The 25,671-nt window shown below is 44.8% G+C and carries 22 protein-coding genes and 1 riboswitch; of the genes, 9 read left to right on the top strand and 13 right to left on the bottom strand.

Going from position 1 to position 25,671, the window contains the following annotated elements:
- The first annotated feature begins 20 nt into the window (after positions 1-20).
- A complete protein-coding gene (cobI, locus tag ACYRYY_RS00640; protein ID WP_460213556.1) occupies positions 21-704 on the top strand; it encodes a precorrin-2 C(20)-methyltransferase in 684 nt (227 codons plus the stop codon).
- Here cobI and cbiR read toward each other — a convergent pair.
- Genes cbiR through ACYRYY_RS00625 form a run of 3 tightly spaced genes read right to left on the bottom strand, consistent with a single transcriptional unit; the run spans position 693 to position 3,324 of the window.
- Positions 693-1,364, bottom strand: a complete 672-nt coding sequence (cbiR, locus tag ACYRYY_RS00635) for a cobamide remodeling phosphodiesterase CbiR (RefSeq protein WP_460213555.1) — start codon at positions 1,362-1,364, stop codon at positions 693-695. The genes cobI and cbiR overlap by 12 nt on opposite strands.
- A complete protein-coding gene (cbiB, locus tag ACYRYY_RS00630) occupies positions 1,352-2,332 on the bottom strand; it encodes an adenosylcobinamide-phosphate synthase CbiB (protein WP_460213554.1) in 981 nt (326 codons plus the stop codon). The genes cbiR and cbiB overlap by 13 nt, the downstream gene beginning before the upstream one ends.
- The gene (locus ACYRYY_RS00625; protein ID WP_460213553.1) at positions 2,329-3,324 is read right to left on the bottom strand and encodes a pyridoxal phosphate-dependent aminotransferase; all 996 of its coding nucleotides are present in this window, start codon (positions 3,322-3,324) and stop codon (positions 2,329-2,331) included. Before ACYRYY_RS00625 ends, cbiB begins: the two co-directional genes overlap by 4 nt.
- 86 nt (positions 3,325-3,410) lie before the next feature.
- On the opposite strand from ACYRYY_RS00625, the gene cobU reads away from it, so the two are divergent.
- From cobU to ACYRYY_RS00595, 6 genes are all read left to right on the top strand, one after another.
- Positions 3,411-3,923: a bifunctional adenosylcobinamide kinase/adenosylcobinamide-phosphate guanylyltransferase gene (gene cobU, locus ACYRYY_RS00620; protein WP_460213552.1), complete on the top strand. Its 513-nt coding sequence runs from the start codon at positions 3,411-3,413 to the stop codon at positions 3,921-3,923.
- Complete coding sequence (gene cobT / locus ACYRYY_RS00615; RefSeq protein ID WP_460213551.1) at positions 3,920-4,993, top strand: nicotinate-nucleotide--dimethylbenzimidazole phosphoribosyltransferase; 1,074 nt, start codon at positions 3,920-3,922, stop codon at positions 4,991-4,993. The genes cobU and cobT overlap by 4 nt, the downstream gene beginning before the upstream one ends.
- Complete coding sequence (locus tag ACYRYY_RS00610) at positions 4,993-5,703, top strand: adenosylcobinamide-GDP ribazoletransferase (RefSeq protein ID WP_460213550.1); 711 nt, start codon at positions 4,993-4,995, stop codon at positions 5,701-5,703. Before cobT ends, ACYRYY_RS00610 begins: the two co-directional genes overlap by 1 nt.
- Before the next feature lie 488 nt (positions 5,704-6,191).
- The gene (locus ACYRYY_RS00605) at positions 6,192-7,484 is read left to right on the top strand and encodes an efflux RND transporter periplasmic adaptor subunit (RefSeq protein ID WP_460213549.1); all 1,293 of its coding nucleotides are present in this window, start codon (positions 6,192-6,194) and stop codon (positions 7,482-7,484) included.
- Positions 7,484-9,424, top strand: a complete 1,941-nt coding sequence (locus ACYRYY_RS00600; protein ID WP_460213548.1) for a MacB family efflux pump subunit — start codon at positions 7,484-7,486, stop codon at positions 9,422-9,424. The genes ACYRYY_RS00605 and ACYRYY_RS00600 overlap by 1 nt, the downstream gene beginning before the upstream one ends.
- Before the next feature lie 9 nt (positions 9,425-9,433).
- Positions 9,434-10,834, top strand: a complete 1,401-nt coding sequence (locus tag ACYRYY_RS00595; RefSeq protein WP_460213547.1) for an efflux transporter outer membrane subunit — start codon at positions 9,434-9,436, stop codon at positions 10,832-10,834.
- An 11-nt stretch (positions 10,835-10,845) separates the two neighbouring features.
- On the opposite strand, the gene ACYRYY_RS00590 is transcribed toward ACYRYY_RS00595, so the two are convergent.
- From ACYRYY_RS00590 to ACYRYY_RS00575, 4 genes are all read right to left on the bottom strand, one after another.
- Positions 10,846-12,045, bottom strand: a complete 1,200-nt coding sequence (locus ACYRYY_RS00590) for an MFS transporter (RefSeq protein ID WP_460213546.1) — start codon at positions 12,043-12,045, stop codon at positions 10,846-10,848.
- 120 nt (positions 12,046-12,165) lie between these two features.
- On the bottom strand, positions 12,166-13,395 hold the full coding sequence (locus ACYRYY_RS00585) for an OprD family outer membrane porin (protein WP_460213545.1): 1,230 nt from the start codon (positions 13,393-13,395) through the stop codon (positions 12,166-12,168).
- Positions 13,396-13,462: 67 nt separating this feature from the next.
- Entirely contained in the window at positions 13,463-14,992 is a 1,530-nt protein-coding gene (locus ACYRYY_RS00580; protein ID WP_460213544.1) for an FAD-dependent oxidoreductase, read from the bottom strand.
- 69 nt (positions 14,993-15,061) lie between these two features.
- Positions 15,062-15,412, bottom strand: coding sequence for a cytochrome c3 family protein (locus tag ACYRYY_RS00575; protein ID WP_460213543.1), 351 nt, complete (start codon positions 15,410-15,412; stop codon positions 15,062-15,064).
- A gap of 348 nt (positions 15,413-15,760) precedes the next feature.
- Between ACYRYY_RS00575 and ACYRYY_RS00570 the strand changes: the two genes are divergently transcribed.
- Positions 15,761-16,498 (top strand): FadR/GntR family transcriptional regulator, encoded by a 738-nt coding sequence (locus ACYRYY_RS00570; protein WP_460213542.1) that lies wholly within the window; start codon positions 15,761-15,763, stop codon positions 16,496-16,498.
- 28 nt (positions 16,499-16,526) lie between these two features.
- On the opposite strand, the gene ACYRYY_RS00565 is transcribed toward ACYRYY_RS00570, so the two are convergent.
- The gene (locus ACYRYY_RS00565) at positions 16,527-16,889 is read right to left on the bottom strand and encodes a molybdenum cofactor biosynthesis protein MoaE (protein WP_460213541.1); all 363 of its coding nucleotides are present in this window, start codon (positions 16,887-16,889) and stop codon (positions 16,527-16,529) included.
- 66 nt (positions 16,890-16,955) lie between these two features.
- Positions 16,956-17,669 carry a DUF5131 family protein gene (locus ACYRYY_RS00560; RefSeq protein ID WP_460213540.1) on the bottom strand — a complete coding sequence of 238 codons (714 nt, stop codon included), beginning with the start codon at positions 17,667-17,669 and terminating at the stop codon, positions 16,956-16,958.
- Positions 17,670-17,756: 87 nt separating this feature from the next.
- Positions 17,757-17,936, top strand: a riboswitch (cobalamin riboswitch).
- Positions 17,937-18,074: 138 nt separating this feature from the next.
- On the opposite strand from ACYRYY_RS00560, the gene metE reads away from it, so the two are divergent.
- Positions 18,075-20,306 (top strand): 5-methyltetrahydropteroyltriglutamate--homocysteine S-methyltransferase, encoded by a 2,232-nt coding sequence (metE, locus tag ACYRYY_RS00555; protein WP_460213539.1) that lies wholly within the window; start codon positions 18,075-18,077, stop codon positions 20,304-20,306.
- Between the two features lie 83 nt (positions 20,307-20,389).
- Here the strand turns inward: metE and mprF are convergent, their stop codons facing one another.
- From mprF to ACYRYY_RS00535, 4 genes are read right to left on the bottom strand one after another with little or no spacing between them, the layout of a single operon-like run.
- Complete coding sequence (gene mprF / locus ACYRYY_RS00550; RefSeq protein WP_460213538.1) at positions 20,390-23,014, bottom strand: bifunctional lysylphosphatidylglycerol flippase/synthetase MprF; 2,625 nt, start codon at positions 23,012-23,014, stop codon at positions 20,390-20,392.
- A gap of 20 nt (positions 23,015-23,034) precedes the next feature.
- On the bottom strand, positions 23,035-23,898 hold the full coding sequence (locus ACYRYY_RS00545; RefSeq protein ID WP_460213537.1) for a MetQ/NlpA family ABC transporter substrate-binding protein: 864 nt from the start codon (positions 23,896-23,898) through the stop codon (positions 23,035-23,037).
- Between the two features lie 20 nt (positions 23,899-23,918).
- Positions 23,919-24,596: a methionine ABC transporter permease gene (locus ACYRYY_RS00540; RefSeq protein ID WP_460213536.1), complete on the bottom strand. Its 678-nt coding sequence runs from the start codon at positions 24,594-24,596 to the stop codon at positions 23,919-23,921.
- The gene (locus ACYRYY_RS00535; protein ID WP_460213535.1) at positions 24,589-25,623 is read right to left on the bottom strand and encodes a methionine ABC transporter ATP-binding protein; all 1,035 of its coding nucleotides are present in this window, start codon (positions 25,621-25,623) and stop codon (positions 24,589-24,591) included. Before ACYRYY_RS00535 ends, ACYRYY_RS00540 begins: the two co-directional genes overlap by 8 nt.
- Positions 25,624-25,671 lie beyond the last annotated feature (48 nt).

The following is a 25,671-nucleotide window of genomic DNA, read 5'->3' as shown; positions in this document are numbered from 1 at the left end:
GATATTATTGAGGTGATGTTATGATTATTTACGGAATCGGTCTGGGTCCGGGCGATCCTGAGCTTGTCACTGTCAAAGCTGTGAAAACACTTGAAAAATCAGATGTTGTCATTGTTCCGCAGTCTGACAAAACAGGGCGAAGCATAGCCTTGGACATAGTTAAAAACTATGTGCCCGAAGAAAAGATCCACATGTATTATTTCCCCATGACAGGCAATAAGGCAGACCTTGATGTACGCTATACCGCCCTTGCATCGGAGATGGAAAAACTTGCAGCCCAAGGCAAAACCATAAGCTATGTCACCATAGGCGATACGCCTGTCTACAGCACATTCAATTATCTGCGTGATAAACTGAAAGTAAAAAATATAGATACCAGAATGGTTGCCGGAATCTCCGCTTTTTCTGCATCGGCAAACAGGGTTAATCTGCCTCTCTGCGAAAAAGACGGTTCATTCTGCGTTGTGGAAATGCCTGAAACCGATGAAGAGCTTGCGGAGCTTACACGCCGCTTTACATCAGTTGTTTTGATGAAGGTACATAAAAGACTTGGTGTGTTGATAAATTTCGTAAAAGAAAATAAGCTAAGTGAGGCGTATCTGTTTCAGAGAGTAACGATGGAGGATGAGCAGATTTTTGATCTCCGAAATGAAACTCCGGAAGAATCAGCCGGATACCTCTCAACGGCTATATTAAAGGCTTAGGAGAATATCAAGAGATTCAAGGAAGCCTTTTTCCTCAAAGACTTCAACACAGATCGTTATTTTCTGCATTTCTGCAAAGTTTTTGATGGTTTTCAGAACACCTTTATCTGCGTGAACAAGGCTCTGATGGTCACGCACCCCGTCAGAGCCGTGGAGATGGATAAGCCCTATTTCTGCGGTGTATGCTTCAAGCAGCCTGCCTGCATCCCCGCCGTAGTGAATAACATGCCCCAAATCAGCACATATCTGAACAGGAATCCCCTTAAGCCTGCTGAAAAGCTCTGCATCATCACCGCTGTTTTCAACGGTAAGAGGTATAGCCGTTCTTTCTGCAAATTCACTAAGGTTTTCAAAGAATGAACCCTGTTCCTGTATATGTATTGTGTGGGTATATGCCCCTAATGGTTTGAGCAGCTCTGCGTACCTTTCTATCACAGCCCAGTTTGCCTTTACCGCAAGGTCAATATCATAAGGCATATGCACATTAAAGCGCATCCCCTCTGCCCCAAGAGCCTCAACTTCTGCAGGGTCAGGTTCATCCCCTTCATAAAGGCTCGACATATAAAGAAGCTCCACCTCATCCACAATCCCCTTAAGATGACGGACATTCGTTATCCTGTCCGTTTTTTTTATGAATGACGGTGCGGCTATACGGCGCATAAGGGGCAGCCTCCGTAATAACGCAGAATAAAATAAATAACAGCACATACAGCAATGGCAAACACTGCGGATGTGTCAAACAGCCTCACAGCCTCTTTTATTCTGACAGCTTCGGCTTCAGCTGTTCCATCACCCATATACGGTTTGTTCTTAACTTTGCCGAAGTAAGAGACAGCACCGCCCAGACGCAGGTTAAGCGCACCAGCGAAGGCGGACATGGAGTGCGCAGAATTCGGGCTGTCATGCTCTTTTCTGTATTTAAAAGCGGTTTTAAGGGTATTTTTCATGCTCATTCCGCAAAACAGGGCTGAAATTGATATAACAAAAACAGAAATCCTTGCGGGTATAAAGTTAAGCAGATCATCCAGACGGGCGGCAAACTTGCCGAACTTCTCATATTTATCATTTCTGTAGCCGATCATTGAATCCAGAGTGCTGACAGCTTTGAAAAACAATGCCCCTGCACCTCCGCCGAATACGGCAAAGATAAGGGGAGAAAGCACTCCGTCAGTAAAATTTTCCGAAACAGACTCAACAGCAGATTTAACAACCCCCGCCTTTTCCATATCCGCAGTGTCACGGCTTACTATCATGGAAAGCTCATGCCTTGCAGACTGCAAATCACCTGCCCCAAGGGGCTCATAAACCCTCATTGCATGCTGTTTCATGGACTTTGCACTTATGGCGGAATAGACGATAAACGCATTTATAAATACATAGACATACAAATGAAACCCGTAGGCAAAGTAGAGCATTAAAGCCCCTGCCCCTGTCCAGAAAGCCGCAGAAAAAGCGATCAGGATCATTCCGCCGATAAAACCCAAACCATACAGCCGTTTTTCCAGAAACCTGTTGAACCTGCCCATCATCACCACAGGATGAAAGGACGAACGGGGATCGCCGAAAATATCATCCAGAAAAAAAGCAATAATGCAGGAAACAAGGTTCAGGCTTATAAACTGTGTCACAGCACATTCCTGAAGGCGTCAATTAACGGCTGCATATCACCCCTGACAGAGAAGCGTATATGTTCACCCTTGAGCCCTCTGAAGTTTGAGCAGTCACGGATAAGCACCTTCTGCTCAAGGCATTTACGGAAAACATTGGCAGATTCAACACCGTGAAGACGGCATAGTATAAAATTAACATCAGATTCTAAAGGTTCAATCCAGTGGACACCATCCAGCTCAGGCAAAAAAGCTTTTTTAAGCTTTGCTGTCCTTACTGCGGTTTTTGTGGTGTCTTCAGCAGTCAGAAGCATTCCCGCCGCCTGAGCGATGCTGTTTACATTCCAAGGAGGAAGAAGCTTGGTGACGGATTCCGACAGTCCTGTATTTCCGGTTATCATAAAGCCCAGTCTCAAGCCCGGCACACCGAATATTTTAGAAAATGAACGAAGAACAACAAGATTATCCGCAAGGTGGTTTTTTAGTGTAAAATCAGCCTCATTGATGTGGAAAGGCATGTATGATTCATCAACAACAAACAAAGTCTGCGGACTGCTTTTCAGCATTTCCAAAATTTCCGAACGGGGCATGGTTCTGCCTGTTGGGTTGTTCGGATTGCAGATAAAGCATAAATCCGCAGGGGCAAGCACCGGATGTGTTTTCACACTAATGCAGTACATATTACAGAAATATTCGTAGTCTGAATATGTGGTCATACAGATGTTTGCTCTCTTTCCGGAAAACAGACGGCATATTTTTTCTATCGCCTCGGTTGTACCCGCTGTAACGCATATATTTTCAGGATTAACACCAATGGAAGAGGCATAGACTTTTTTAAGGGTGTTTGATTCGGGTTCCGGCAGAACGGAAAGCAGACGTGATGTATCCAGCTTTTTCAAACATTCCGGCTGAATGTGGCTCACATTTCCGCTATAGTCTCTTATTTCATCAACTGATACATTAAGTTCAGCCGCTGCCTTGTATATGTCGCCGCCGTGTTTTCCCTGCTTCACCTTATGTTTTCCTCCTGAAAATAATAATGTTTTATAGCGTAAAGAATGATCTTGTCATACAATAATTTTGTATTTAACGGAGATAAATGATGATCACTCTTATAACAGGGGGCGCAGGTACAGGCAAAACATCCTATGCCCTGAAGCTTGCAGAACAATATGAAAAAAAAGCCTACATTGCCACCGCAGAAGCAACTGACGGTGAAATGGGGCTAAAAATAGAAAAACACCGTCAGGAAAGGGACGAAACCTACACCACCTACGAAGAACCCCTTGAGCTGGATGAAGCTGTACATGAAGCGGCGGAAGAAAATGATATAATTATTCTGGACTGTCTGACGTTCTGGATCAATAATCTTCTGTATTATAAGAAGCCTGCGTCTGAATATACGGACAGGCTTATCAATGCACTGAGCGGTACAAAAAAGCCTGTAGTAATAGTTACAAACGAGGTGAGCCTCGGTCTTGTCCCTGCGGATAAACTCACAAGGGAATATGTGAACCTCACAGCGGCGGCAAACAGGAAAATTGCAGATGCCGCAGAGAAAGTGATACTGATGGTAGCGGGACAGCCGCTTTACGTTAAGGGGGAAAAATGAGACTTAACCAGATAATCGAAGACATAAAAGAGAGCAACAAAACCGTTTACGACAAAGCCCGTGAGCGCACGGCAAACCTCATTATGCCCCCCAGAGCCATGGGCAGACTGAATGACATATCTGAAAAGCTCTGCGCCATATACGGCACACTGAAACCGCAGACAGACAAGCGTGCCGTATTTGTTATGGCGGGCGACCACGGCATAGCGGCAAAGGGTGTCAGTGCATTTCCGCAGGAAGTTACCGGACAGATGATGGGAGCTTTCATGGGCGGTATGGCTACAATCAATGCCCTGTCCAATGCGGCAAATGTCAAAGTATTTGTTACGGATGCGGGAACTCTCCACTCCATGCCTGATGCTGTAATATCAGAAAATGCCGAGTTTTTTCAGCGTAAAGTTGCTTCATCAACAAAGGATTTCTCAACCGAACCGGCAATGACCTTAGAACAGGCGAAAGAGTGCATCCTAGTGGGCTATGATGTTACATGTGAACAGATAAAGAAGCACGGCTTAAACCTTGTGGCAACGGGTGACATGGGTATCGGCAACACCACCCCCTCCTCCGCCATCGGGAGCGTTATCACGGGAGAAACCGTGGAAGTGATGACAGGGATGGGTTCAGGACTGACAAACGAAAGAGTTATCAATAAAATCAACATGATAAAACAGGGAATAGAGATAAATAAACCGGACTCAGGTAACGGTCTGGATGTTCTCTCCAAAGTAGGCGGATTTGAAATAGGAGCAATCGCAGGAACAGTTATAGCCGCCGCCCACCACAGAATACCCGTTGTGATTGACGGCATAATCTCCACCGCAGGAGCGCTGATAGCTGCGGCTATAGCTCCGAAAACCCTTGACTATATGATAGCCGGACATGTTTCGGAAGAACCGGGACATAAGCTGATGCTTAACCACCTTGGGCTTGTGCCTGTGCTTAACCTCGGCATGCGTCTCGGCGAAGGTACGGGAGCAGTTGCAGCTATGCAGATAATCGATCTCGCAGCGGCTGTTATCCGTGATGTAGCCACATTTGAGGAAGCGGCGGTTTCAGGCAAAGAGGATTAATGAAAGGCTTCATTCAGGCTTTGTCCTTTCTCACAGTAATCAGGTTCAGAACCGGCGGGGAATACAAACCCGCCGCCATGATCCCGTACTTCGCACTAACAGGTTTTTTCATCGGTTCAGGTCTCTGGGCGGTTTCCCATGTATCAGGCGGATTCTTTCTCAAACCTGTCTTGATGCTGATATACCTTGCAGTAGTCACAGGCGCACTTCACCTTGACGGATTTATAGACACGGCAGACGCCCTCTTTTCACACCGAAGCAGGGAGCGCAAACTTGAAATAATGAAAGATCCCCACGCAGGTTCGATGGGCATTGTGGCTGTTGTGATTCTGCTCCTTGCCAAATGGTCGGCATTTTCACAGATGAGTGATATATGGCTCATAGCATTAGTCCCTGCCTATGCCCGCTTTGCCGCAGTAATAGGAATGCTCGCCCTTCCCTATGCACGTAAAGACGGTCTGGGCAAAATGTTTGCAGACGGCGCATCAAAAACCGCCCTTTTACAGATAATACCATTTGCTCTTGCTGTTCTATGGTTCGGCGGACTGCCTTTCTTCTTATGGTTTCACTTTGTGTTTGTCCTTTCAGTTCTCACTATCCTGTTTTTTTACCGTTTTTCACTGGGAGGAATCACAGGCGATCTCATGGGTGCAACGATAGAGTGTATCGAAACGGTGCTTTTTGTTTTTGTTGTATTTAAAGAATTATAAAGAGCGAGTTAGGTCTATATAAATTTGTTGACATAAAATAACAAAATTGTTATTCAATTAATCGGCGTTCAGCTTGAAAGATTCCTTTTAAGCTCCGAAATCCATTCCTTTCGGAAATTCAGAATATGTCATTTCCGACAGACGTACAAATTGCATCCTCAAAAAATACAATAATTAATGTTTCCTGAGACAATTTTTTTACGTCTGTAAACTAACAGGAGTTAACTTTGTCTTGTATTAATGAAGTCGCACCGTTTCCTGTAGGTCGGTGCGGCTTCTTCTGTTAAGAGGTAAAAAGATATGAATAAATTGCACATAACTAGCAGAAAATACACCCTTCAAAAAAGGTTACATTGTTTTTAATAACTATTTACCAATGCTTTATGTTTAGCCATGAAACAGGAATGAAATTTGCTATCAAGAAGTGCGGCAGCGGACAAACTATTGATGTCTGTTGCCGTTAATGATTTATATTTACAAGGGATGATATGAACAATCAAAAAAAACCGAAGAAACTCATTTTTTTCAGTGTATCCGCAATTATTGCTGTGATCATTGCCGCAACTGCATTTAACCTCTGGAAGGGTATTTCTGCAGAACGCAACGCAGCATCGGCAAGAACCACTTATCAGGCACAGAGGGGAAACATTGAGGTTCTTGTGTCTGCCACGGGAACTTTACAACCGCTTGATTATGTTGACGTAGGCGCACAAGTGTCAGGTCAGCTCAAAAAAATTCATGTGGAAGTGGGCAGTGAAGTTAAATCAGGAGATCTTCTCGCTGAAATAGACCCTACCCTTTTCATGGCGCAGGTTGATGCAAGCCGTGCCCAGCTTCGTTACCAGCGGGCACAGCTAAAAGACAGAGAAGCCCAGCTTGTCCTCTCGGAAACTCAGCTCAAAAGGCAGAAGAATCTTTACGCTGAAGACGCCACAACCCTTGAAACAGTTCAGAGCGCGGATGCGGAATACAAATCGGCTTCCGCACAGCTTGAAATGCTCAAGGCACAGATAGACCAGACAGAGTCAGACCTGCGGGCGGATGAGGCAAACCTTAACTACACCAAAATATACGCACCCATGGACGGAACAGTGGTTTCTGTCAGTGCCCGTCAGGGACAGACCCTGAACGCCAATCAGTCGGCACCTACTATCCTCCAGATAGCGGACCTTACCACCATGACAGTGCAGACAGAGGTATCAGAAGCGGATATCATCAAACTTAAAACAGGTATGAGAGCATACTTTACCACTCTGGGAAGTCAGGGGAAAAGATGGTACGGCGAATTAAGAAGAATAGAACCCACGCCCACCACAGAGAATAATGTTGTGCTTTATAATGCGCTTTTTGATGTGGACAATACCGAACGCAGTCTGCTTCCGCAGATGACAGCACAGGTTTTCTTCATAACAGCATCAGCAAGAAATGCTGTGCTTGTTCCTGTGGCGGCAATTAAAACCATCAGTCAGGAACAGCAGAAGAAAGCTGAAGGTCCAAAGGTAAACGATAACCAAACAACAAGTGAAACACCACTCAGAAAACGACCCCGGCAAGCTGCTCAACAGCTTTCAGGCACAGGTGAAGTCATTGTTGTAAATTCTGACGGCACAACAAGTCCAAGACTTGTCAAAGTAGGCATAACAAACCGTATTCAGGCACAGATAACTGAAGGTCTGGAAGAAGGCGAAACCGTTGTTCTTTCATCTGATACAAAAACAGCAGTTCAGAGAAGCAGTGATTTCGGACCTCCCCCCGGAATGGGAATGCCGAGGATGAGATAATGAGCATCAGTAAAATGCCCCTGATTGACTTACAGGGCATTTATAAAACATATAAAACAGGAGAACTGTCCGTTGAGGTTCTCCATGGAATAGATTTAAAGATTTACCAAGGAGAATTTGTTGCAGTCATGGGGGCTTCCGGTTCAGGTAAGTCCACTCTCATGAATATCCTCGGTTGTCTGGATCAGCCCACATCAGGAACTTACTGTTTTATGGGTGAGGATGTTTCTCATTTCGGCAAGGACGAACTGGCACGGCTCCGCCGAGAGGAATTCGGTTTTATATTCCAGAGCTACAACCTTATCAGCACTGCAACAGCAGCAGAAAACACGGAAGTACCTGCTGTCTACGCAGGTATCCCCCAAAATTCACGCAGAAAGCGGGCTGTTGAGCTGCTGGAGGAACTGGGACTGGGCGACAGAACACACCATCGACCTACACAGCTTTCCGGCGGTCAGCAGCAGAGGGTTTCCATAGCCCGTGCATTGATGAACGGCGGGCGCATAATCCTTGCAGATGAACCGACAGGGGCTCTTGATAGCAAAAGCGGTACTGAGGTGATGAATCTTCTTGGAGAACTCTCCTCAAAAGGGCACACGATAATACTGATCACCCATGAAAGACGAATTGCCGAATACGCCGACAGAATAATTGAAATAAGTGACGGCAATATTTTAAGTGACGCAGTAATAAAAGAGGCTGGAAAAAAGCCTGAAATTATAACCCACGAACCTGAAAAAGTTTCAAATTTCGCAGAACTCACAGAGGCGGCAAAAACTGCTGTAAGATCTCTTAGAAGCAACGTCTTCCGAACTATACTGACTCTACTGGGCATAGTTATCGGAGTTGCTTCAGTGATCACTATGCTTGCAATAGGTGACGGAGCGAAGCAGGCTGTGGTAGACAGAATCAGCTCAATGGGAAGCAATCTGATGAATGTGCGCCCCGGTGCGCCGAATATGCGTGGGCGTTCGTCAATTGCCACCCTTGTACCCGCAGATGTAAAAGCCATAAAAGATCTTCCGAATATAATAACAGCGGTTCCTGAACAGGAAAGCTCCGTGACTGTCCGTTTTCAGGACTCAGATCACTCCACACGGATAAACGGCACATCCCCCGGATACATCATTGCGAGAAACTGGAAAGTTGCCCAAGGGACTTTCTTCACCGATGAGGATGAAGAACTCTATGCCACTGTTGCAGTATTAGGAAAAACTGTGTCAGACGCCCTTTTCAGCGGACAGGAACCTATCGGAAACTACATCCTGATTAATAATATTCCCTTTCAGGTAATAGGCATTATGGATGAAATGGGTGCAGGCTTCGGCGGACAGGATCAGGATGATATAGTCTTTGTTCCTTATACAACGGGAAGTCTGCGGCTTACCGGACAGAATTATCTGAGAAATATCACAATTGCAGTACAGGATACGTCAATCATAGATGAAACTCAGGAAGCTGTTCATAGTGCCATATTAGCCATGCACGGAGGAGTTGAAGACTTTCAGATAAGGAATATGGCATCGCTCATTGAAAATGTATCTGAAACTCAGAATACCATGACTATACTCTTAGGCTCCATAGCAGCTATCTCTCTTTTAGTAGGCGGTATAGGTGTGATGAACATAATGCTTGTATCTGTTACTGAGCGCACAAGGGAGATAGGAATTCGCATGGCTACAGGAGCAAGGATGAGAAACATACTCCAGCAGTTTTTGATCGAGGCGGTCACTGTTTCCGCTCTCGGAGGGGTTATAGGTGTTGCCGCAGGTATTGGCACAGCGTCTGCCGTAGCGTTTTTCGACACCCCTGTGAAATATGAAATGACTCCGGTTATCACCGCATTCGGGTGTGCATTTGCCACAGGTTTGATATTCGGTTATCTGCCCGCCAGAAAAGCAGCAGGACTTAACCCTGTTACTGCCTTGGCTTCGGAATAGAGGTTTATAATGATATTTTTAAGAAAACTCACATATATCGCCTGCGCTTTAGTGCTTACTGCGGGTTGTGCGGCAAAAAGCGCTGATAAATTCACACCGCCTGTCATGCCCTCATCGTGGTCTGCTCTGCATGACAACAATACAGCGGAAATTAATAATCATTGGTGGGTAAGTTTTAACTCTGCCAACCTGACAAAGCTCATAGATAAAAGCCTTGAGCAAAGCCCTGACATAACAACAGCAGCAGAAAGTATAATTCAGGCAAAAGCACAGCTTAAAAGCACCGGCGCATCCATGTTTCCTTCTGTCAATCTTAACGGCGGCTCATCTGTAAACCGCAGCTTTCCGGCGGAAGGTTCTGCCAGAACAACAGAATCCACAAGCCTTTCTCTGGGAGTGAGCTATGAGGTTGATGTTTGGGGACGGATATCAGCACAAGTGCGAAGCGCAAAAGAATCTCTCAAGGCGGCGGAATATGACTATGATGCAGTTAAACTCACCCTGACAGCAGGTGTCGCAGGAAGCTATTTTCAGCTTCTGAGTATCGAAAAACGTATTGAGTATGCAAAGATAAACCTCTATACAGCGGAAAGGATTCTGAAAATTGTCGATGCAAAATACCGCAACGGTTCAGCCCTTAAGTCCGAACTGCTTAATCAGGAGTCAACTGTTTTAAGCAGAAGAAGCACCCTGCTCTCACTTGAGGAAGAGAAAAAGCAGACCCTTAATGCACTGGCTGTCCTCACGGGGACAATGCCGCAGGATTTCGATACTGATACGGAGAATTTTGACATAATAAACGTACCTGAGGTTTCAGCCGGACTGCCGTCTGATCTTCTTCTTCGCAGACCGGATCTGGCAGCGGCGGAAGCACAGATAGCGGCGGCAGAAGCCAGCGTTGAGGCGGCAAGAGCTGCGTTATTCCCGTCTTTATCGCTTTCAGGTTCGGCGGGGCTGGCAACAGACGCCCTTCTCTCTCTGGCTAACCCTGCTTCAAGCCTCGGGTTATCAGCCTCAGTGGTGCAGTCAATATTTGACGGCGGAACAAAACGCAGCCAGATAGAACTGAGCGAATCACAGAAACGTGTACTCGCCGAAAATTACCGTAAGTCTGTCCTCACTGCACTGCAGGAGGTGGAAGATGCACTTAATTCATCCGGATACAGTGCGGAAAGGGAAAATATTCAGAAAGAAACAATTGCCAAGCTTGAATATTCTCTCCGGCTCACAGAAATACAGTACAGGGAAGGTTCAACCAGCCTGTCTGATGTTCTGGATGCTCAGGTGTCTCTGTTTCAGGCGAGGGATCAGCTTGCAAACCTGCGCCTTGCGAGATTAAACGCCGCAGTTGATATGTACAAGGTTCTTGGCGGCGGCTGGAAAGTACCTGCAAAGCTTGCAGAAAAATAAGATTAGTTAGCCTATGCCTCCGTTTTGGAGGCATAGCTTCTTTCACAGATTTCAGTTAATTCTTTCTTGGCATTGCTTTCTGAAAGAATCAGAAAGACTGAACACCCGGCAATTCCCGCCATCCCTGATGTAATGAATACATACTCTATACCGAACATCCCGTAAACAAATGAACCGATGAGAGAACCAGCTGCAAAACCCATATTCATAAACATATTAAAAACGCCGACAGCCCTGCCTGTGCCGTATTTTTCTCCTTCCTCAAGGAGTGCTGCGGTACATGCAGGCTGTGACAAAGCGCCGAAAACACCCATTCCGGCACATATTACCATTATGCCCTGAAAACCTGACACACCCGGAATAAGCAGATACATAATAGAAACCGCAACACCGCCTGATGCTATAATATTTTTCTGCTCAAACATTTTGCCGAGCATACTCAAAGGGCGGAGGCTGAATGTCATAAACACTGTTGAAATACAGAGAACCACACCGGAACGAAGACTGTCAAGCGCCATCCCCTGTTCAATATAAAGGGGAAGAAATGCTGCACATGCAGATATTCCGAACCCTCTGAAAAAGATAAACGACACAAGACCGTAATACTGTATGCCCGGTTTAAAAGATTTCACTGCAACTGCTGAAGATTCTTCTCTGCCTTTTATATCATAAGTCGTCAGAAGCAGAATTATCAGAGACACAAGGCACAGGATAAAAAGAAGCAGAAAAACACCGTTAAATTCCGCAAATTTTCTTATAAACCCGCCGACAACAGGTCCTGCACCCAAAGCGCCATAAAACGACATGTCAAAAGTACCGCTGACAGAAGCAAAAGCAGACTTGCGTGAGTTGTGCCCCAAAACAGCCAGAACAGATGCACGGAAGGCAGCACATGCTGCCCCCTGTAAAACACGCAGAACCACCACAAACGCTACACTTCCGGCAAACAGATACCCCACAGAAACACAGCAGAAGCAAATAACCGAAACAGCAAGGACTTTATCTGCTCCGGCTCTGGATATGGAGCTGCCGGCAGGAACACTGAAAAAAATCTTTGAAACAGAGTAGAAAGCCAGAGGAACACCGAGAAGAGCCCCTCTGGCTCCCAGTTCAAACACATACAGGGAAAAAAAGGAGTCCACAACCCCATAACCAAGGGTTATGCAGAAATTTATAATAAAAAGCGCAGTAAACAGCTTTCTGTTTTCCATATCAATATCCGTTAGGAGGGACCGGACACGCATCCCTTACGTGTCCGGCCTGCTACGTGTATATCTTCCGTCGGGTTAATGGTGATGCTCACTAAAAAGACGGATCGAGGTTAATTACTGTTACTTGTTACTGCCAAGGACAAAGTTGTATTTTATGTAAATTCTGAAGTCGTTGTAATCCTCTCCGTCATCAACATTGATCATAGCATATCTGACTCTGAGGCTGAGACCATCTAAAGCACCGCCAAAGCCGTATTGGGCACTGAGGTCTGTTTCACTCATATCAGCAGATGCGTTATTTCCTGATTCGGGAGTGTCGTAAACGGTATGGAAGGCATAAGCGCTGAGTCCTTTGATACCGACTTTTGAAAAATCGTAACCGACTTTGAGAGCATAAGCATCTTCCTCTGCTCTGCCTGCTGCAAGGACCTGCTGGATTATGACCTTGCCGTCACCCCAAGGAACAAAAAGGTCATCATCGCCTGTCTTGGCATAAAAACCAGTTACATCAAATCCGTAAGCGGCAAAACCGGTATTAAAACCGTACTGGTCAGTATCAAAATTACCGCCGAGATCATCACCTTTGGATTTCTGTATAAGACCTGAAGGGTTGAAATAGAGGTTAAAATCACCGGCTTTTTTGGATGCGGAAACCTGAACATAGTTTGAGCTGAAAACATCCTCCATATTGTAGTGCCAGCCTTGTGCTGTGATTTTAGCTGCTTCAATGGGGAGTGTATATTTCAGTCCGGCAACGATAAGAGCCTTGTCATCATCTTCCGCTGCATTAACGGAATTAACAATGTCCATGGCTTCATCATCTGTCCAGCCCATATACCCTGTGATGTAATATGCTGACAGTTCGAGGTTTTTAATACTGTTATTAACTATAGAGAACCCTTCGTATGACTTAGGCATCATACGTATGTCGTGAGCATTCATAAATGGAGTATTAATCTGCTGTGCGCCGTATTTTACTCTTGTGTCAAACCATTCGCCCTGAATGTAGTATTCCTGAAGGCGGGTGTAGCTCTGGTGATTGCCATCGCTGTCACGTTGAAGCAGCCCGTAAACCGCCTTATCGTCATCGCTGTAAATATCACTGGATGAAGCGAAAGCAAATCCTGCGCTTATCCCGTAAAGGGGTGCTGTTTTATAGTAAAAAAGCGTTCCGACTGCCATATCTGCCCTATCGGGTGTATTTTCATCGAAATCCCTTGCGAAGTAATAGTTGCGTATCTCGCCTTTCAGAGTACCGTTTGCAAAGGCATCCTTCAGAGTATCAGCGGCAAAAGCCGAAGCTGAGGCAAACAGAACTGCCAGAGCTGTAAACAAAACAGAGAGTCTCATTATATTCCTCCAATAAAATATTAAACCCGCCGCCCTTTAAGACGGAACGGCGGGAAATAGGTGGATGTTATTTAGAGATAAACATTACAGCGTTTTCACCGGCTATACGTCCGGAGTTGATAGCAAAGCCGAATGTACCGCCGCCGAGTTTGAGATCATAGCTGTCGCCGTACATGCCGCCTGCATCAAGACCGCCGGCGTAAAGACCGGGGATTACAGTGCCTTTGGTGTTGAGAACTTCTGTTTTTTCATTGATTTTTATACCGCCGAGAGTGCCGAGCGCTCTGGGGTGAAGTTTCGTAACGTAGAAAGGAGCAGTTTTAACAGATCTGAGGTAGTCTGCTTTTTTGTGGAAAAGCTCATCCTTGTGCATCTCAGCTGCTTTGTTGTTGCGCTCCACAGTTGCTTTAAGAACAGCAGGATCAGCACCGATCTTTTCTGCAACCTCTTCAATAGTGTTGCATTTGAAAACGTTGCCGTTGTGCTTGCCCAATTCTTTTTCAAAGTCTGCTTCAAGCTTTGTGAGCTTAGTACCGAAGATTACCCATTCGCCAAGAGGCATCTGAATACCTTCGTTTATGAACATCTGTTTTGTTGTTTCGTCATAAATTGAGTAAGCTGTTCCGCCAATTCTCTCAAGGGCATTACCCGACTGAGGCCACTCAGTAATATTTGATTCATCAGTGTATCTGTGTCCCTGAGGATCTACGAAAAGATAAGGCTGAACAGCAGCGGCTATAAGGTGAGACGCAGGGTGGAATCCCGCAAGACCGGGACGGTAAGACTGCATAACTTCCACACCTTCTTTATCTGCACCGGCAGCCCAAGCCATCTGGATTCCATCACCCATTTTACCAATCTGACCAATGAAGATCATCTCAGGATATCTGGAAAACTGTTTCATCATTTCTTTGTTGTTTGCAAACCCGCCAGTGCCTATCACAACAGCTTTGGAGTTGATAATAACTTTTTCGCCGTCTTTGTCTTCGGCAACAACACCTGCGACTTTGCCGTTTTTGATTATAAGAGATTTACCGGGAGTCTGAAGAAGGAGCTGACCTCCGTTGTCCTTAAGCGCTTTTGTAAGAGCCTGAACAACTGCTGCACCGTGGTGGTAGTGTTTACCGTCTTCTCCGAGATAATCACCCACAACGTGCCATGTAAGAGGACCGCCGAAACCGCCCACGCCTATGTATTCGTACTGAATTCCGAACTTTTTGAGCCATTCAATAGTTTCAGCAGACTTGTTAACAAATGCGCTTACAAGAGGACCGTTTGCTCTCCAATGAGAGTAGTCCATGATTGTTTTGAATGCGAATTCTTTTGATACATCAATACCCTGCCTCATCTGAAGCGAACTTTCCGCTGCAAAAAGACCTTCGGCGAAGTTACTTGTTCCGCCGGGGATAGCCTGTTTCTCAATTACAATGACCTTAGCTCCGAGAAGCGAAGCCTGCACACCGGCAGAAAGTCCGGTAGCACCGGCTCCTATGATAGCTATGTCTGTGTTATAAACCTTTTCCGCATATGCGGGTAAAGAAACCACTGCTGCGATTAAAAGCGCAAGCAGAAACCGGATTGAAAATAAACGTTTCATCAGTCAACCTCTCTTTATATATTTGGCGCTTTTTGTAAGCACCTAAGGTTACCTAAAAAATAAAAATCTCTATTTAACTGTCATATCGAAGTTATGGCATCCGTCGTTGCAGAAAAGCTTTGAAGGCTTATGAATCCCGTGGCATTCCTTGCAAGGCTGTTCACCCATGTGGTTGTCATGGGGGTTGGCTTCTTCAACATCTTTTGTGAGTTCAGCAAGAGCCTTGTAGTCGCCGTGACATGAGAGGCATGCGGATGTTTTTGCGGCAGAATCAGGAGTATCTGTTCCGTGGCAGTCAGCGCACTGAATCTCATTTTCCTTATGCGCTCCCCTAAGCTCTCCGGAAGCAAGTACAGAACCCGCTGCAAGAAGAATGAGCATAATAAACAAAATGGTATTGATAGATTTGGTGTTTCTCATATTCAGCTCCTTAAATAAAAAAATTAAAACTTAAATAGTATAACTTTAGATATATGTAATGTCATATGTCATACATTTGATGATTAAACATATAATCGTATAACCAATCATGTCAATAATTATTTCTGAGATTGCACCAATAAATACTTCGGCTAATAAAGATTCATCGTTTTATCAATAATTAAACACATAAAGAAAATTTGATGGCTAATCATTTTGACAAATATAGAATTATCTATAAAAACAGTGAATATATCTTGACTTTAAACCGTTCAATCATGATAGTATTAAATGTTAGAGCATTTATGATTAAGTATTATGATTAAAACCACAAACACGGAGAAACAATTGGACACATTCCGGCCGGTAAGGCAGGTTAAAGCATCTGACGAAGTTTTTAACCAGCTTAAAGAGGCAATAATAACAGGCAGATACAAAACAGGAGACAAACTACCTTCTGAACGTGAGCTTATTGAAATGTTTAAAGTCAGCAGAACTGTTGTAAGAGAAGCTATGAAAGTTCTCGCCGCCACAGGTTTTGTTGAAATACGCTACGGAGCAACAGGCGGTGCGTTTGTAAACGATCTTACATTTGACAGACTTAGTGACGCATGGGGAGATCTTTTCTCTTCCGGCAAACTTTCCATACCTGAACTCTGTCAGGCACGCATTCTCATTGAACCCGAAGTTGCAAAGCTTGCCGCCGCTAATAATACTGAAGAATATATAGAGAAACTTAAAAAAGCACTGTCTAATGAAGGACGCCACAATACATACCCTGATACGGTTCATGAAAGGCAGAAAGTGCATTATGTTCTAGCGGAAATGTGCCAGAACAGGTTCCTTGAATCAATTGTTAAGTCACTTGTAATACTGATAAGAAATATAACAGAAGAGTTTCAGCCGCCAACGGATGAGGTTCACCCTCTCGGCATGCACAATGCCCTTGTGGAAGCTGTAATTACAGGCAACGGAAAAAAAGCAGAGCAGGAAATGCGCAACCACCTGATTGAGTTTGACCAGCTTATGACTGTTGCCGAAGAAAAATACAGAAAATCTCAAAAGAAAATATGGACTGCAATATAGAGAAAGGGGCTTTTTAGCCCCTCTTTTTTTATCCTTTGTATTCTTTTTTAGTGACAGCTTCAGACTTTATCCTGTCCAGCAGAAGGGCAAGTGCAGGCTTAACATTTTCTCTTATGTCTCCTGCAACTATGAGAAAAAGCACATCATCACCCGGCTCCATAACACCGGAACGAGCTTCAACAACCACTTTATAGATACCTTCCATAGCCTCAACATCAAGGCGTATCTGCTCAATCTTTTCCAGATCGCTGAATACTTCCATTTTCTGTACAGAAGAATGGTCACCCCTTGACCAACCACGCACTGTTCCGTTGTGGATAAGGATCATTCCCACATTATCCGCAAAGTCTTTATCCTTTTTAAGTTCCGCTATTGTTGCTGAAATATCCATTAAAAGCTCCTTTAAAAATGTATATTAAGATAATAATGCGCTAAATGTAAACCACTGGTAAAGACATTAAGGAAGATCAATACCCGCTTTTTTCGCCTGTGCCCTGTGAAGCTCCCTGCGGAGGGTGTATAGCCTGCCGTCTTTTCTGAAATGTCTGCCTGTCTGGCGGAAAGTAAATGACACCCCCGCAGCTCTGCATTGTTCACGTATGGCAAGAACCCAGTCATAGTTGCATTCCCTCGCCTCTGTTCCTGATTCACCTCCGACTATAACAGACTCAATCACAGAAGAAAGATAAGCGGATAAATCGATCGCCTCAAGTATGGGTTCGCAGATAATATCCTTATGCCTGACAGGTACCTCAAGAAATAAAGGCAGACGGTAATCAGCCATTTTCTGGTTTTCAACTGTGCATGCTATTGTGACATTCTCATACCCTTCGCCCCAGTCATTCGGCAAAGATGCATAAAAACGGTCGATGCGTTTCGTTATAATGAAGAAATGCAAATCAGAGCGGAAGCGTATCATCTCCCAGACATCCTTACGCCACTCATCAGCCTCTTTCAGAAAAAAATCGGAAGTGAAGCAAGTGTACACGACTTCACTGCTGTGAAGCTTATAATCACCGGATTTAGTACACTTCAAAGGTAAATTAAAGTTCCCTGTCTTTTCCACCTTTGAACTGTCCTTATTGTGCAGTGCATCCATCCTGTATACGTAGCAGTGATCACAACCGGGACTGATCTTTGTGCATCCGTGCCATGGGTTCCAGATAGGCAAAAATTTTCTCCACTCTGTTTTTTACGCAAATTAACTTAAAACGTACAAACTTTAAATATATACTTTAGCCTCACAAGGAAATCTTTGACTTTTACCGGAGAATGAGTTTATCCTTAAACCTGACAGGAAACGGAAGACGGTGAGAATCCGTCGCGGACGCGCCGCTGTAACCGGCATTATTTCCTGTCCGTGTCACTGTGAAAAACGGGAAGACACGGACACACAAAGGAGCCGGAAGCCAGAAGACGACCTGTTGAACAAGAAGCCGCAATGTCCCGCGGGAAGGACAAATACCGGAAAATCACCCGTATCTGTTTGTCAGCATACGCATCGATATTTCTCCGTCGTATCTCCCCTTCCCTGCATTTGCGCTGCTTCTTGAATTCATCAAAAGGAGTATGGCTGATGAAATCACACATTCCCGGCTTCCCGCGGATAGGAGCAGGCAGAGAACTGAAAAAAGCTTTGGAGAGTTTCTGGAAAGGTGAAATATCCGAAAGAAAGCTCCATGAGACAGCATCTGAAATCAAAGCAGAAAACTGGAGAATTCAGAAAGAAAGCGGATTAACACATGTAGCTGTAAACGATTTTTCTTTGTATGATCATGTTCTGGACACAGCGTTAATGTTCGGGTTCATACCGGAAAGGTTCAAAAGAATTACAGATCCCCTTGATTTATATTTTGCGATGGCAAGAGGCTCCGCAACAAAAGATATACGCCCCCTCAGCATGAAAAAATGGTTTAACACCAACTACCACTACCTTGTTCCGGAAATAAGCAGTTTATCTGCCGTGGGCCTTAACCCTGCGAAACCCGTGCTTGAGGCGAAAGAAGCTTTTCGGTCTGGCTTTAATCCCAAACCTGTTATCCTTGGTCCCATCACCTTCTTATCATTATGCGAAGCAGACGGGTGCAGCCCGTGGGATTTTACAGAAGATCTCACCGCAGCTTACATCAAACTGATTGAATCACTTTCACCTTACTGCGAATGGATAGAGATTGATGAACCCCTCTTAGCATCAGATATGTCAAAAGATGCCTGGCTTAATTTTATACCTGTTCACAGGAAAATAAAGGATTCAACAGATGTCAGGCTGATGATAGCCTCAACATGCGGTGATGCAGGTGATAATACTGAACTTGCATTTGAAACAGGATATGATGCTTTTCATACAGACCTGACCAAGACAGATACTTTCACCCACATAACAAACCACATACCCGATCATATGCTCATTTCGGCAGGAATTGTTGATGGGCGCAACATATGGAAAACGGATTGCCGCAAAGCATATACAAATCTTGAGCAGATTGCTTCCGTAATAGGAAGAGAAAAAATCATTGTTTCCTCCGGTTCCTCTCTTTTACATGTGCCCGTTGATCTTACATATGAGACCGATTTGCAGGTGGACGTTAAGAACAAAATGGCATTCGCTGTGCAGAAGTGCATTGAAATAGCTGAACTGACCAAAGCTTTTGAGAAAGAATGCGTTAGTCAGCTCCCAGAAGCAGATTATCACCATCCTAAAAGCGCTCCGGTGATTTATGATGAGAGCTTTCTTAGCAGAGACAGCTCCAGAAAAAAGAGGAAAGAGATTCAGACACGCACCCTTAATCTGCCTGTAATGCCCACAACAACAATAGGCTCTTTCCCGCAGACAAAAGAGATCAGGGAACAGAGAACAAGGTTCAAAAACGGAAAGTTAAGCTCTGACAGCTACGAAGCATTCATCAGAAAGCAGATAGAGTCTGTTATCAGTCTTCAGGAAGAGCTAGGGCTTGATATTCTTGTGCATGGAGAACCCGAACGTAATGATATGGTTGAATATTTTGCTGAATATCTGGACGGTTTCGCTTTTACAAAAAACGGCTGGGTACAGAGCTACGGAAGCAGATGCGTTAAGCCTCCCATTATTCATGGTGATGTGTCAAGACCTTCTCCCATAACGGTAAAATGGTTTAAATATGCTCAATCTCTCACTGCAAAACATGTCAAAGGAATGCTCACAGGACCTGTGACAATACTTCAGTGGAGCTTTTCAAGGGAAGACATTCCATATGCTGATGTATGCGCACAAATAGCGTTTGCAATAAGGGAAGAGGTTCAGGATCTGGAAAAAAACGGCTGCCGCATTATACAGATAGATGAAGCTGCATTCAGAGAGGGGCTTCCTCTCAAGAAAGCAGATCAGGAGGACTATCTGAAAACTGCCGTCAAATGCTTTCGTATAGCATCCTCCGGCATATCTGATATGACTCAGCTTCATACACATATGTGCTACAGTGAGTTTAATTCAATTATGGAACATATAGACGCTATGGATGCAGATGTAATAAGCATAGAAGCAAGCAGAGGCGGTATGAAACTGCTTGAAGTGTTCAAAAAGTATCAATATCAGGGAGATATAGGACCGGGGGTATATGACATTCATAGTCCCCGTGTTCCTTCATCAGAAGAGATACATAAGCTTATCAGGCAGGCTTTGGAATATATCAGCCCTGACCAGCTCTGGATCAACCCTGACTGCGGTTTAAAAACAAGAAACAATGAAGAGGCTGTGCCGTCATTAAAAAATATGGCTAAGGCGGCATCAGTTATCCGCGCAGAAACAACAAAAGATTCTGTCGCCGGATAATAAACACATGCCCCTCTCAGACCCCCATCTGGCGAGGGGCTTATCCTTATTAAAAACAACAATTACAAAGGCGGCTGCTTTCTTTATTTGCTGAAAATTCCCGCTGTGCCGCCGCTGATAAGGCTTGCTACACTTTTAAGAGCAGACGGCAGAGCAAAAACGCTCTGGACGGCAATATACCTTGGCTCCCATTGTGGTTTGAATTTCTCTTTATAACTGCGTAAACCTTTGAAATTATAGAATCTTTCCCCGTGTTTGTACATTATACCGGCTAACCTGTTCCAGAAAGGGGAAAATGAATGAAGCTCAAAACCGGATAGCGGTGCCATACCAAGGTTAAAATATTCATACCCCTGCTCTTTTCCATGAAGAATCAGCTTCAGGAAAAGATATTCCATTACTCCTTTCGGAGCATTGTCACTGTACCTCATTAAGTCTATTGATATTTCGTGTTTTGAACCAGCCAGCCACAGATTAGCGAAAGCAACCGGCTTATCATCCTTCATTACTGCTGCAAAGGGCATACGCATCAGGTAATCTTCGTTAAAACAGCCAAGTGAAAACTGCTTTTCCCTGCTGTTTTTCGATTTCATCCAGTCATCTGAAATTTCCCTGAACACCGGAAGCATGTCTGGGATCTCCTCTTTTGTGAAGATCCTAAAGGAACATCCTTCCTTTTCCGCTTTTTTGAGAGTGTTGCGCATCCCGCTCCAATGGCTTCCTTCCATTGAAAAATCGGTCAGCTTCACCCTCGCTTGTTCGCCTATTTTAAATACTTTAAGCCCCGCATCAAGATAATGGGGAATATAGTCAGCACCGACTTCATAAAAAACAGCCCTGCACCCGTGTTCCTCGCTGAGTTTGCGAAAGCGAAATACAAGCTCCGCCGCTGATTCCTCCGGTCCGACCGGATCACCCATGCTTATGAAGTTGCGCCCTTCTGTTCCGTACATGATAAAACTTTTGTTATCCTCACCGAAGAGATATTGTTTGTCCGGCAGATAAGCCAGATATGCCGTGGTGTCTTCGCTCTTTGCAACAACAGGTTCAATCAGCTTGCGCATGTCATCAGCATAAACAGCGGCAACGGGTCTGGAAGGCTGAATGAGTTTGAAAAAAGCCAAGGCAGCGATCATTGAAAACAGTCCCACCATGGCACGAAGAAAACGTGGAGCCTGATCATCGAAAGTAAATGTCCACCACAACTCGCTCCGATATTCCACATGTTTATACGAGAAAAACCCAAGCCAAGTAAACACAAGGAAAATAACCATTATGGTAAGAAACCATTCCTTTGTAAGAACCTCCCCGAAGAATGAGCTTTTCTTGTTGTAAAGCCTTCGTGTGGGAAAAAGAGCGAATATGATTACACTTTGAAGGAAGAAGGTTTCTATCTCCGCACCTTTAAGCAGCGAAAGAACAGCACCGGCAGTGAGCATTATCAGGGTTAGCTGATATGCCAGATCTATCTTTTTGAAAAGCCCTCTGGAGAGTATAATAAGCCCCATTCCGATGAGACTTGCCAAAAAGTGGGACGACTCCATAAGGCTTAAGGGTATCAGTTTAGCCAAAAGAGGCAGACGGTCGGGGTTCACAGGCGTTGCTCCGCTGAAAAGCAGATAAGTTCCTCCTATAAAAACCACAGCAGCCATCAGCATAGGGGTTACGGCGTTATACAGCCTCCCGGCGAAGAGCAGATGCTTTATTACAGTCGATTTTAGCCTCAATATCTCTGAAAAACCCATCAGACAGGCAGCGGCGAGAAGAGGGAGAATATAGTAAGTTATCCTGAAAACAAGCAGAGCCCCGATGGCGGAGCCAACGGATTCCTGCGGCAGAAATGACAGAAGAATTGTTTCAAAAACCAGTAAACCGCCGGGAACATGACTAATAAGCCCCGCAGTCTGCGCCAGCATAAATATGCTTAAAAAAGTGAAGTAGCCTATATTTAGCGAATCAGGCAGAAGCACATAAAGAACAGCAGAAACCACCACCCAGTCAGCGCAGCCCACCAGCACCTGCATAAACCCCAGAGATGGAGAAGGCAGGCTGACATTAAGACTGTATATGCTGAAAGGCTCCCTGTACCGGAACAAAACCAGCAGATAGCCTATAATCAGCGCGATAAGCGCTATGCCGATATAGTTTAAATTTATAAACGGGAGTCCCCACGACGACTCAATCAAAGGTGCATGGAAAACAAAAGTTATGCCAGTTGTGGCGATAAGCCCTATCCAGAGGGTTGCCGTTGTGAAGATGATAACCTTTGAAATATCGCTGAAGCTGAGTCCGCATGCTGAGTAATAGCGATAACGAACTGAACCGGATGCGAGCATAGAAAGACCGATGGAATTTCCGAAAGCATAGCTTATAAAGGAAGCAAGCATAACCTGCTTTTTTTCTATTTTTGCTCCGGCGTATTTAAGCCCCATGAAGTCATAAAGGGTGAGAATCAGAAAACTAAACGCAGTAAGCCCCACTGCTGCAATCTTTTTATAAGCAGGAATAGAGTTAAGATCCGACATTATCTCGTGAATGCTGTGCTTATGCAGGAACGAGTGGAGAAAAACCGCCATAAGGATAAGCAGAGCGGCATAAAGAAGTAAAAGCAGAAAGTGTCTGTTTTTCAGGTAGCTCAATAAACGCATATGGAATATTAACACAATCAGCATCCTGAAATGTAGAACAAATACAGAGGCGGACAACATGCCCGCCTCCGATTAATTATTTATCTTATTACTTCCTGAGCGGGTACTACTGCGCCCTGATATTTTTCCTCGATGAAGGCTTTCACTTCATCGGATGCAAGAGCTTCAGCAAGCTTAACAAGAGCCTCTTCATTTGCTCTTTCAGCCTTTACAACAAGGATATTTGAATATGGAGACTCCTTATCCTCGATCACTATGGCGTCTTTTGAGGGGTTAAGTCCTCCTTCCAGAGCAAAGTTTGTATTAATAACAGCACCGGAAACATCCTCAAGCACACGGGGAAGCTGTGCGGCATCAAGGGCTCTTACTGTAATGTTCTTGGGGTTTTCTGCAATATCCTGAACAGTTGCTTTGACCCCAACACCTTCAGTAAGTTTAATAAGCCCTGATTTTTCAAGAAGCATAAGGGCACGTCCGCCGTTTGTGGGGTCATTGGGAATAGCCACAACAGAGTTAGCAGCAACCTCGTCTATGGATTTTACCTTAACAGAGTAAAAGCCCATGGGTTCAATATGCACCTTTGCAATTGCCTTAAGATTCAGGCTGTGATCTGCGCTGAACGATTCAAGATAAGGGAAATGCTGAAAAAAGTTAGCATCAAGCTCGCCTTTATCAAGGGCAAGGTTAGGCTGAACATAGTCAGTAAAGGTTATTATCTCAAGATTCACACCCTGCTCCGCTAAGACAGGTTTTACAAACTCAAGTATTTCCACATGGGGAACGGGAGTTGCGCCCACTTTAACAGTCACTGCTGATGTTTCAGCAGGAGCAGTTTCAGCAGCCGTTTCTTTTTCTTCCTTTTTGCTGCATCCGGTAAAAATCATAGCTGATACAGCCAGAATCGCCGCACCGAGAAGCAATTTTCTAAAACTAATACTCTTCATTAAGTCCTCCTTTGCTGAACTTATATTTTTCTGCCGTAGCTGTAGCGAACCGCCAGCCTCATTCCAAGTGTCTGAATAAGCTGGACTATAATCACAAGCACTGCCACGGTTATAATCATTACATCTGTGCGGAAGCGGTTATACCCGTATTGAATTGCGAGATCACCAAGACCGCCGCCGCCAACTGCACCTGCCATAGCAGTGTAGCCCACAACATTTATTGCTGTTATTGCCGCCCCTAATATAAGCGAGCTTTTTGATTCGGGCAGAAGCACTTTTGTTATTATCTGCCAAGGAGATGCTCCCATGGACTGCGCCGCTTCGATAACCCCTGACGGAACCTCTTTCAGTGATGTCTCCACTATCCTTGCCACAAAAGGTGCAGTGGATATGACAAGAGGCACAATTGCCGCTGTTGTGCCTATGGACGTGCCCACAACTGCCCTTGTAAAAGGAATTAATGCTACCATAAGCACTATGAAAGGTGCGGAGCGGAGTACGTTAATTACCGTACCCAATGTTTTTTCCACCATAGGGCTGGGGAGTATATGCCCCTTTGAGGAGACAACAAGGTAGATACCCAGAGGCATACCGATGATGTAAGCAAGTACGCCGGAAGCAAACACCATGTATATGGTTTCCCATACTGCGGGAGAGACAAGATTAAGCATTTTAAGCAGATAAACCGAATCAGGCATCAGCGCCTCCCCTGTTCAGATATGAAAAAACAAGACTGTTACTTTTAAGATACTCATGGGCAAGACCACGTTGTTCGTCCGTTCCCCTTATTTCAAGTATAAGATTGCCGAATAGAGATGAGCGCAGATGCTCCACACTGCCGTAAAGAATATTTATCTGTACACCACATTCTGTTATCAGCCCGTTTATTATTGGTTTTGAGGCTGTGTCGCCAAGGAAGTTAATACGCACAAGTTCCGAATCCTTATGGCTTGAAAGCTCACGCAGCAAATCCTCCGGCAGTTCGGCAGGAAAAACGCTTGAGACAAATTCTCTGGCTATATCTGATTTCGGAGAAGTGAAAACCTCCTCCACAGTGGCATTCTCCACACACTTTGCGTCATGCAGGACTGCAACATGGGTACATATTTCCTTTATCACTTTCATTTCGTGGGTAATTATAACAATAGTAAGTCCAAGCTCACGGTTTATATCTTTAAGCAGGTTAAGAATAGAAAGAGTTGTCTGCGGATCAAGGGCGGATGTTGCTTCATCGCAAAGGAGAACATCAGGCTTGAGAGCAAGGGCACGGGCAATGCCGACTCTCTGTTTCTGACCGCCGCTAAGTTCTGAAGGATAAGAGTCTTTTTTATCGGAAAGCCCCACCAGAGGGAGAAGTTCGTCCACTCTTTTATTAATTTCTGCTTTCTTCATCCCGTCTATTTCAAGGGGGAATGCGATATTCTCCGCAACGGTTCTGGAGGAAAGTAGATTAAAATGCTGAAAAATCATGCCGATTCTGCGCCTTGCCTTGCGCAGTTCTTCACCGGAAAGCACAGTCAAATCCTGTCCGTTTATAAGTATCTGCCCCTCGGATGGTCTTTCAAGAAGATTAAGGCAGCGTACCAGTGTGCTTTTGCCCGCCCCGCTCAAACCTATTATGCCGTAAACAGAACCCTTAGGGATGCTAAGATCCACGCCGCCGAGCGCTCTGGTATAGCTTCTGCCTCCGGAATAGACCTTGCCTAAATTATTAATTTCAATCATCAATACCCTCTGCCGCAGTCAAAAATAATCTAAAGCAAAAAGGCTGAA

It is taken from the genome of Geovibrio sp. ADMFC3, from assembly GCF_054687035.1.
This window is presented reverse-complemented; position numbering and strand designations above follow the sequence as displayed.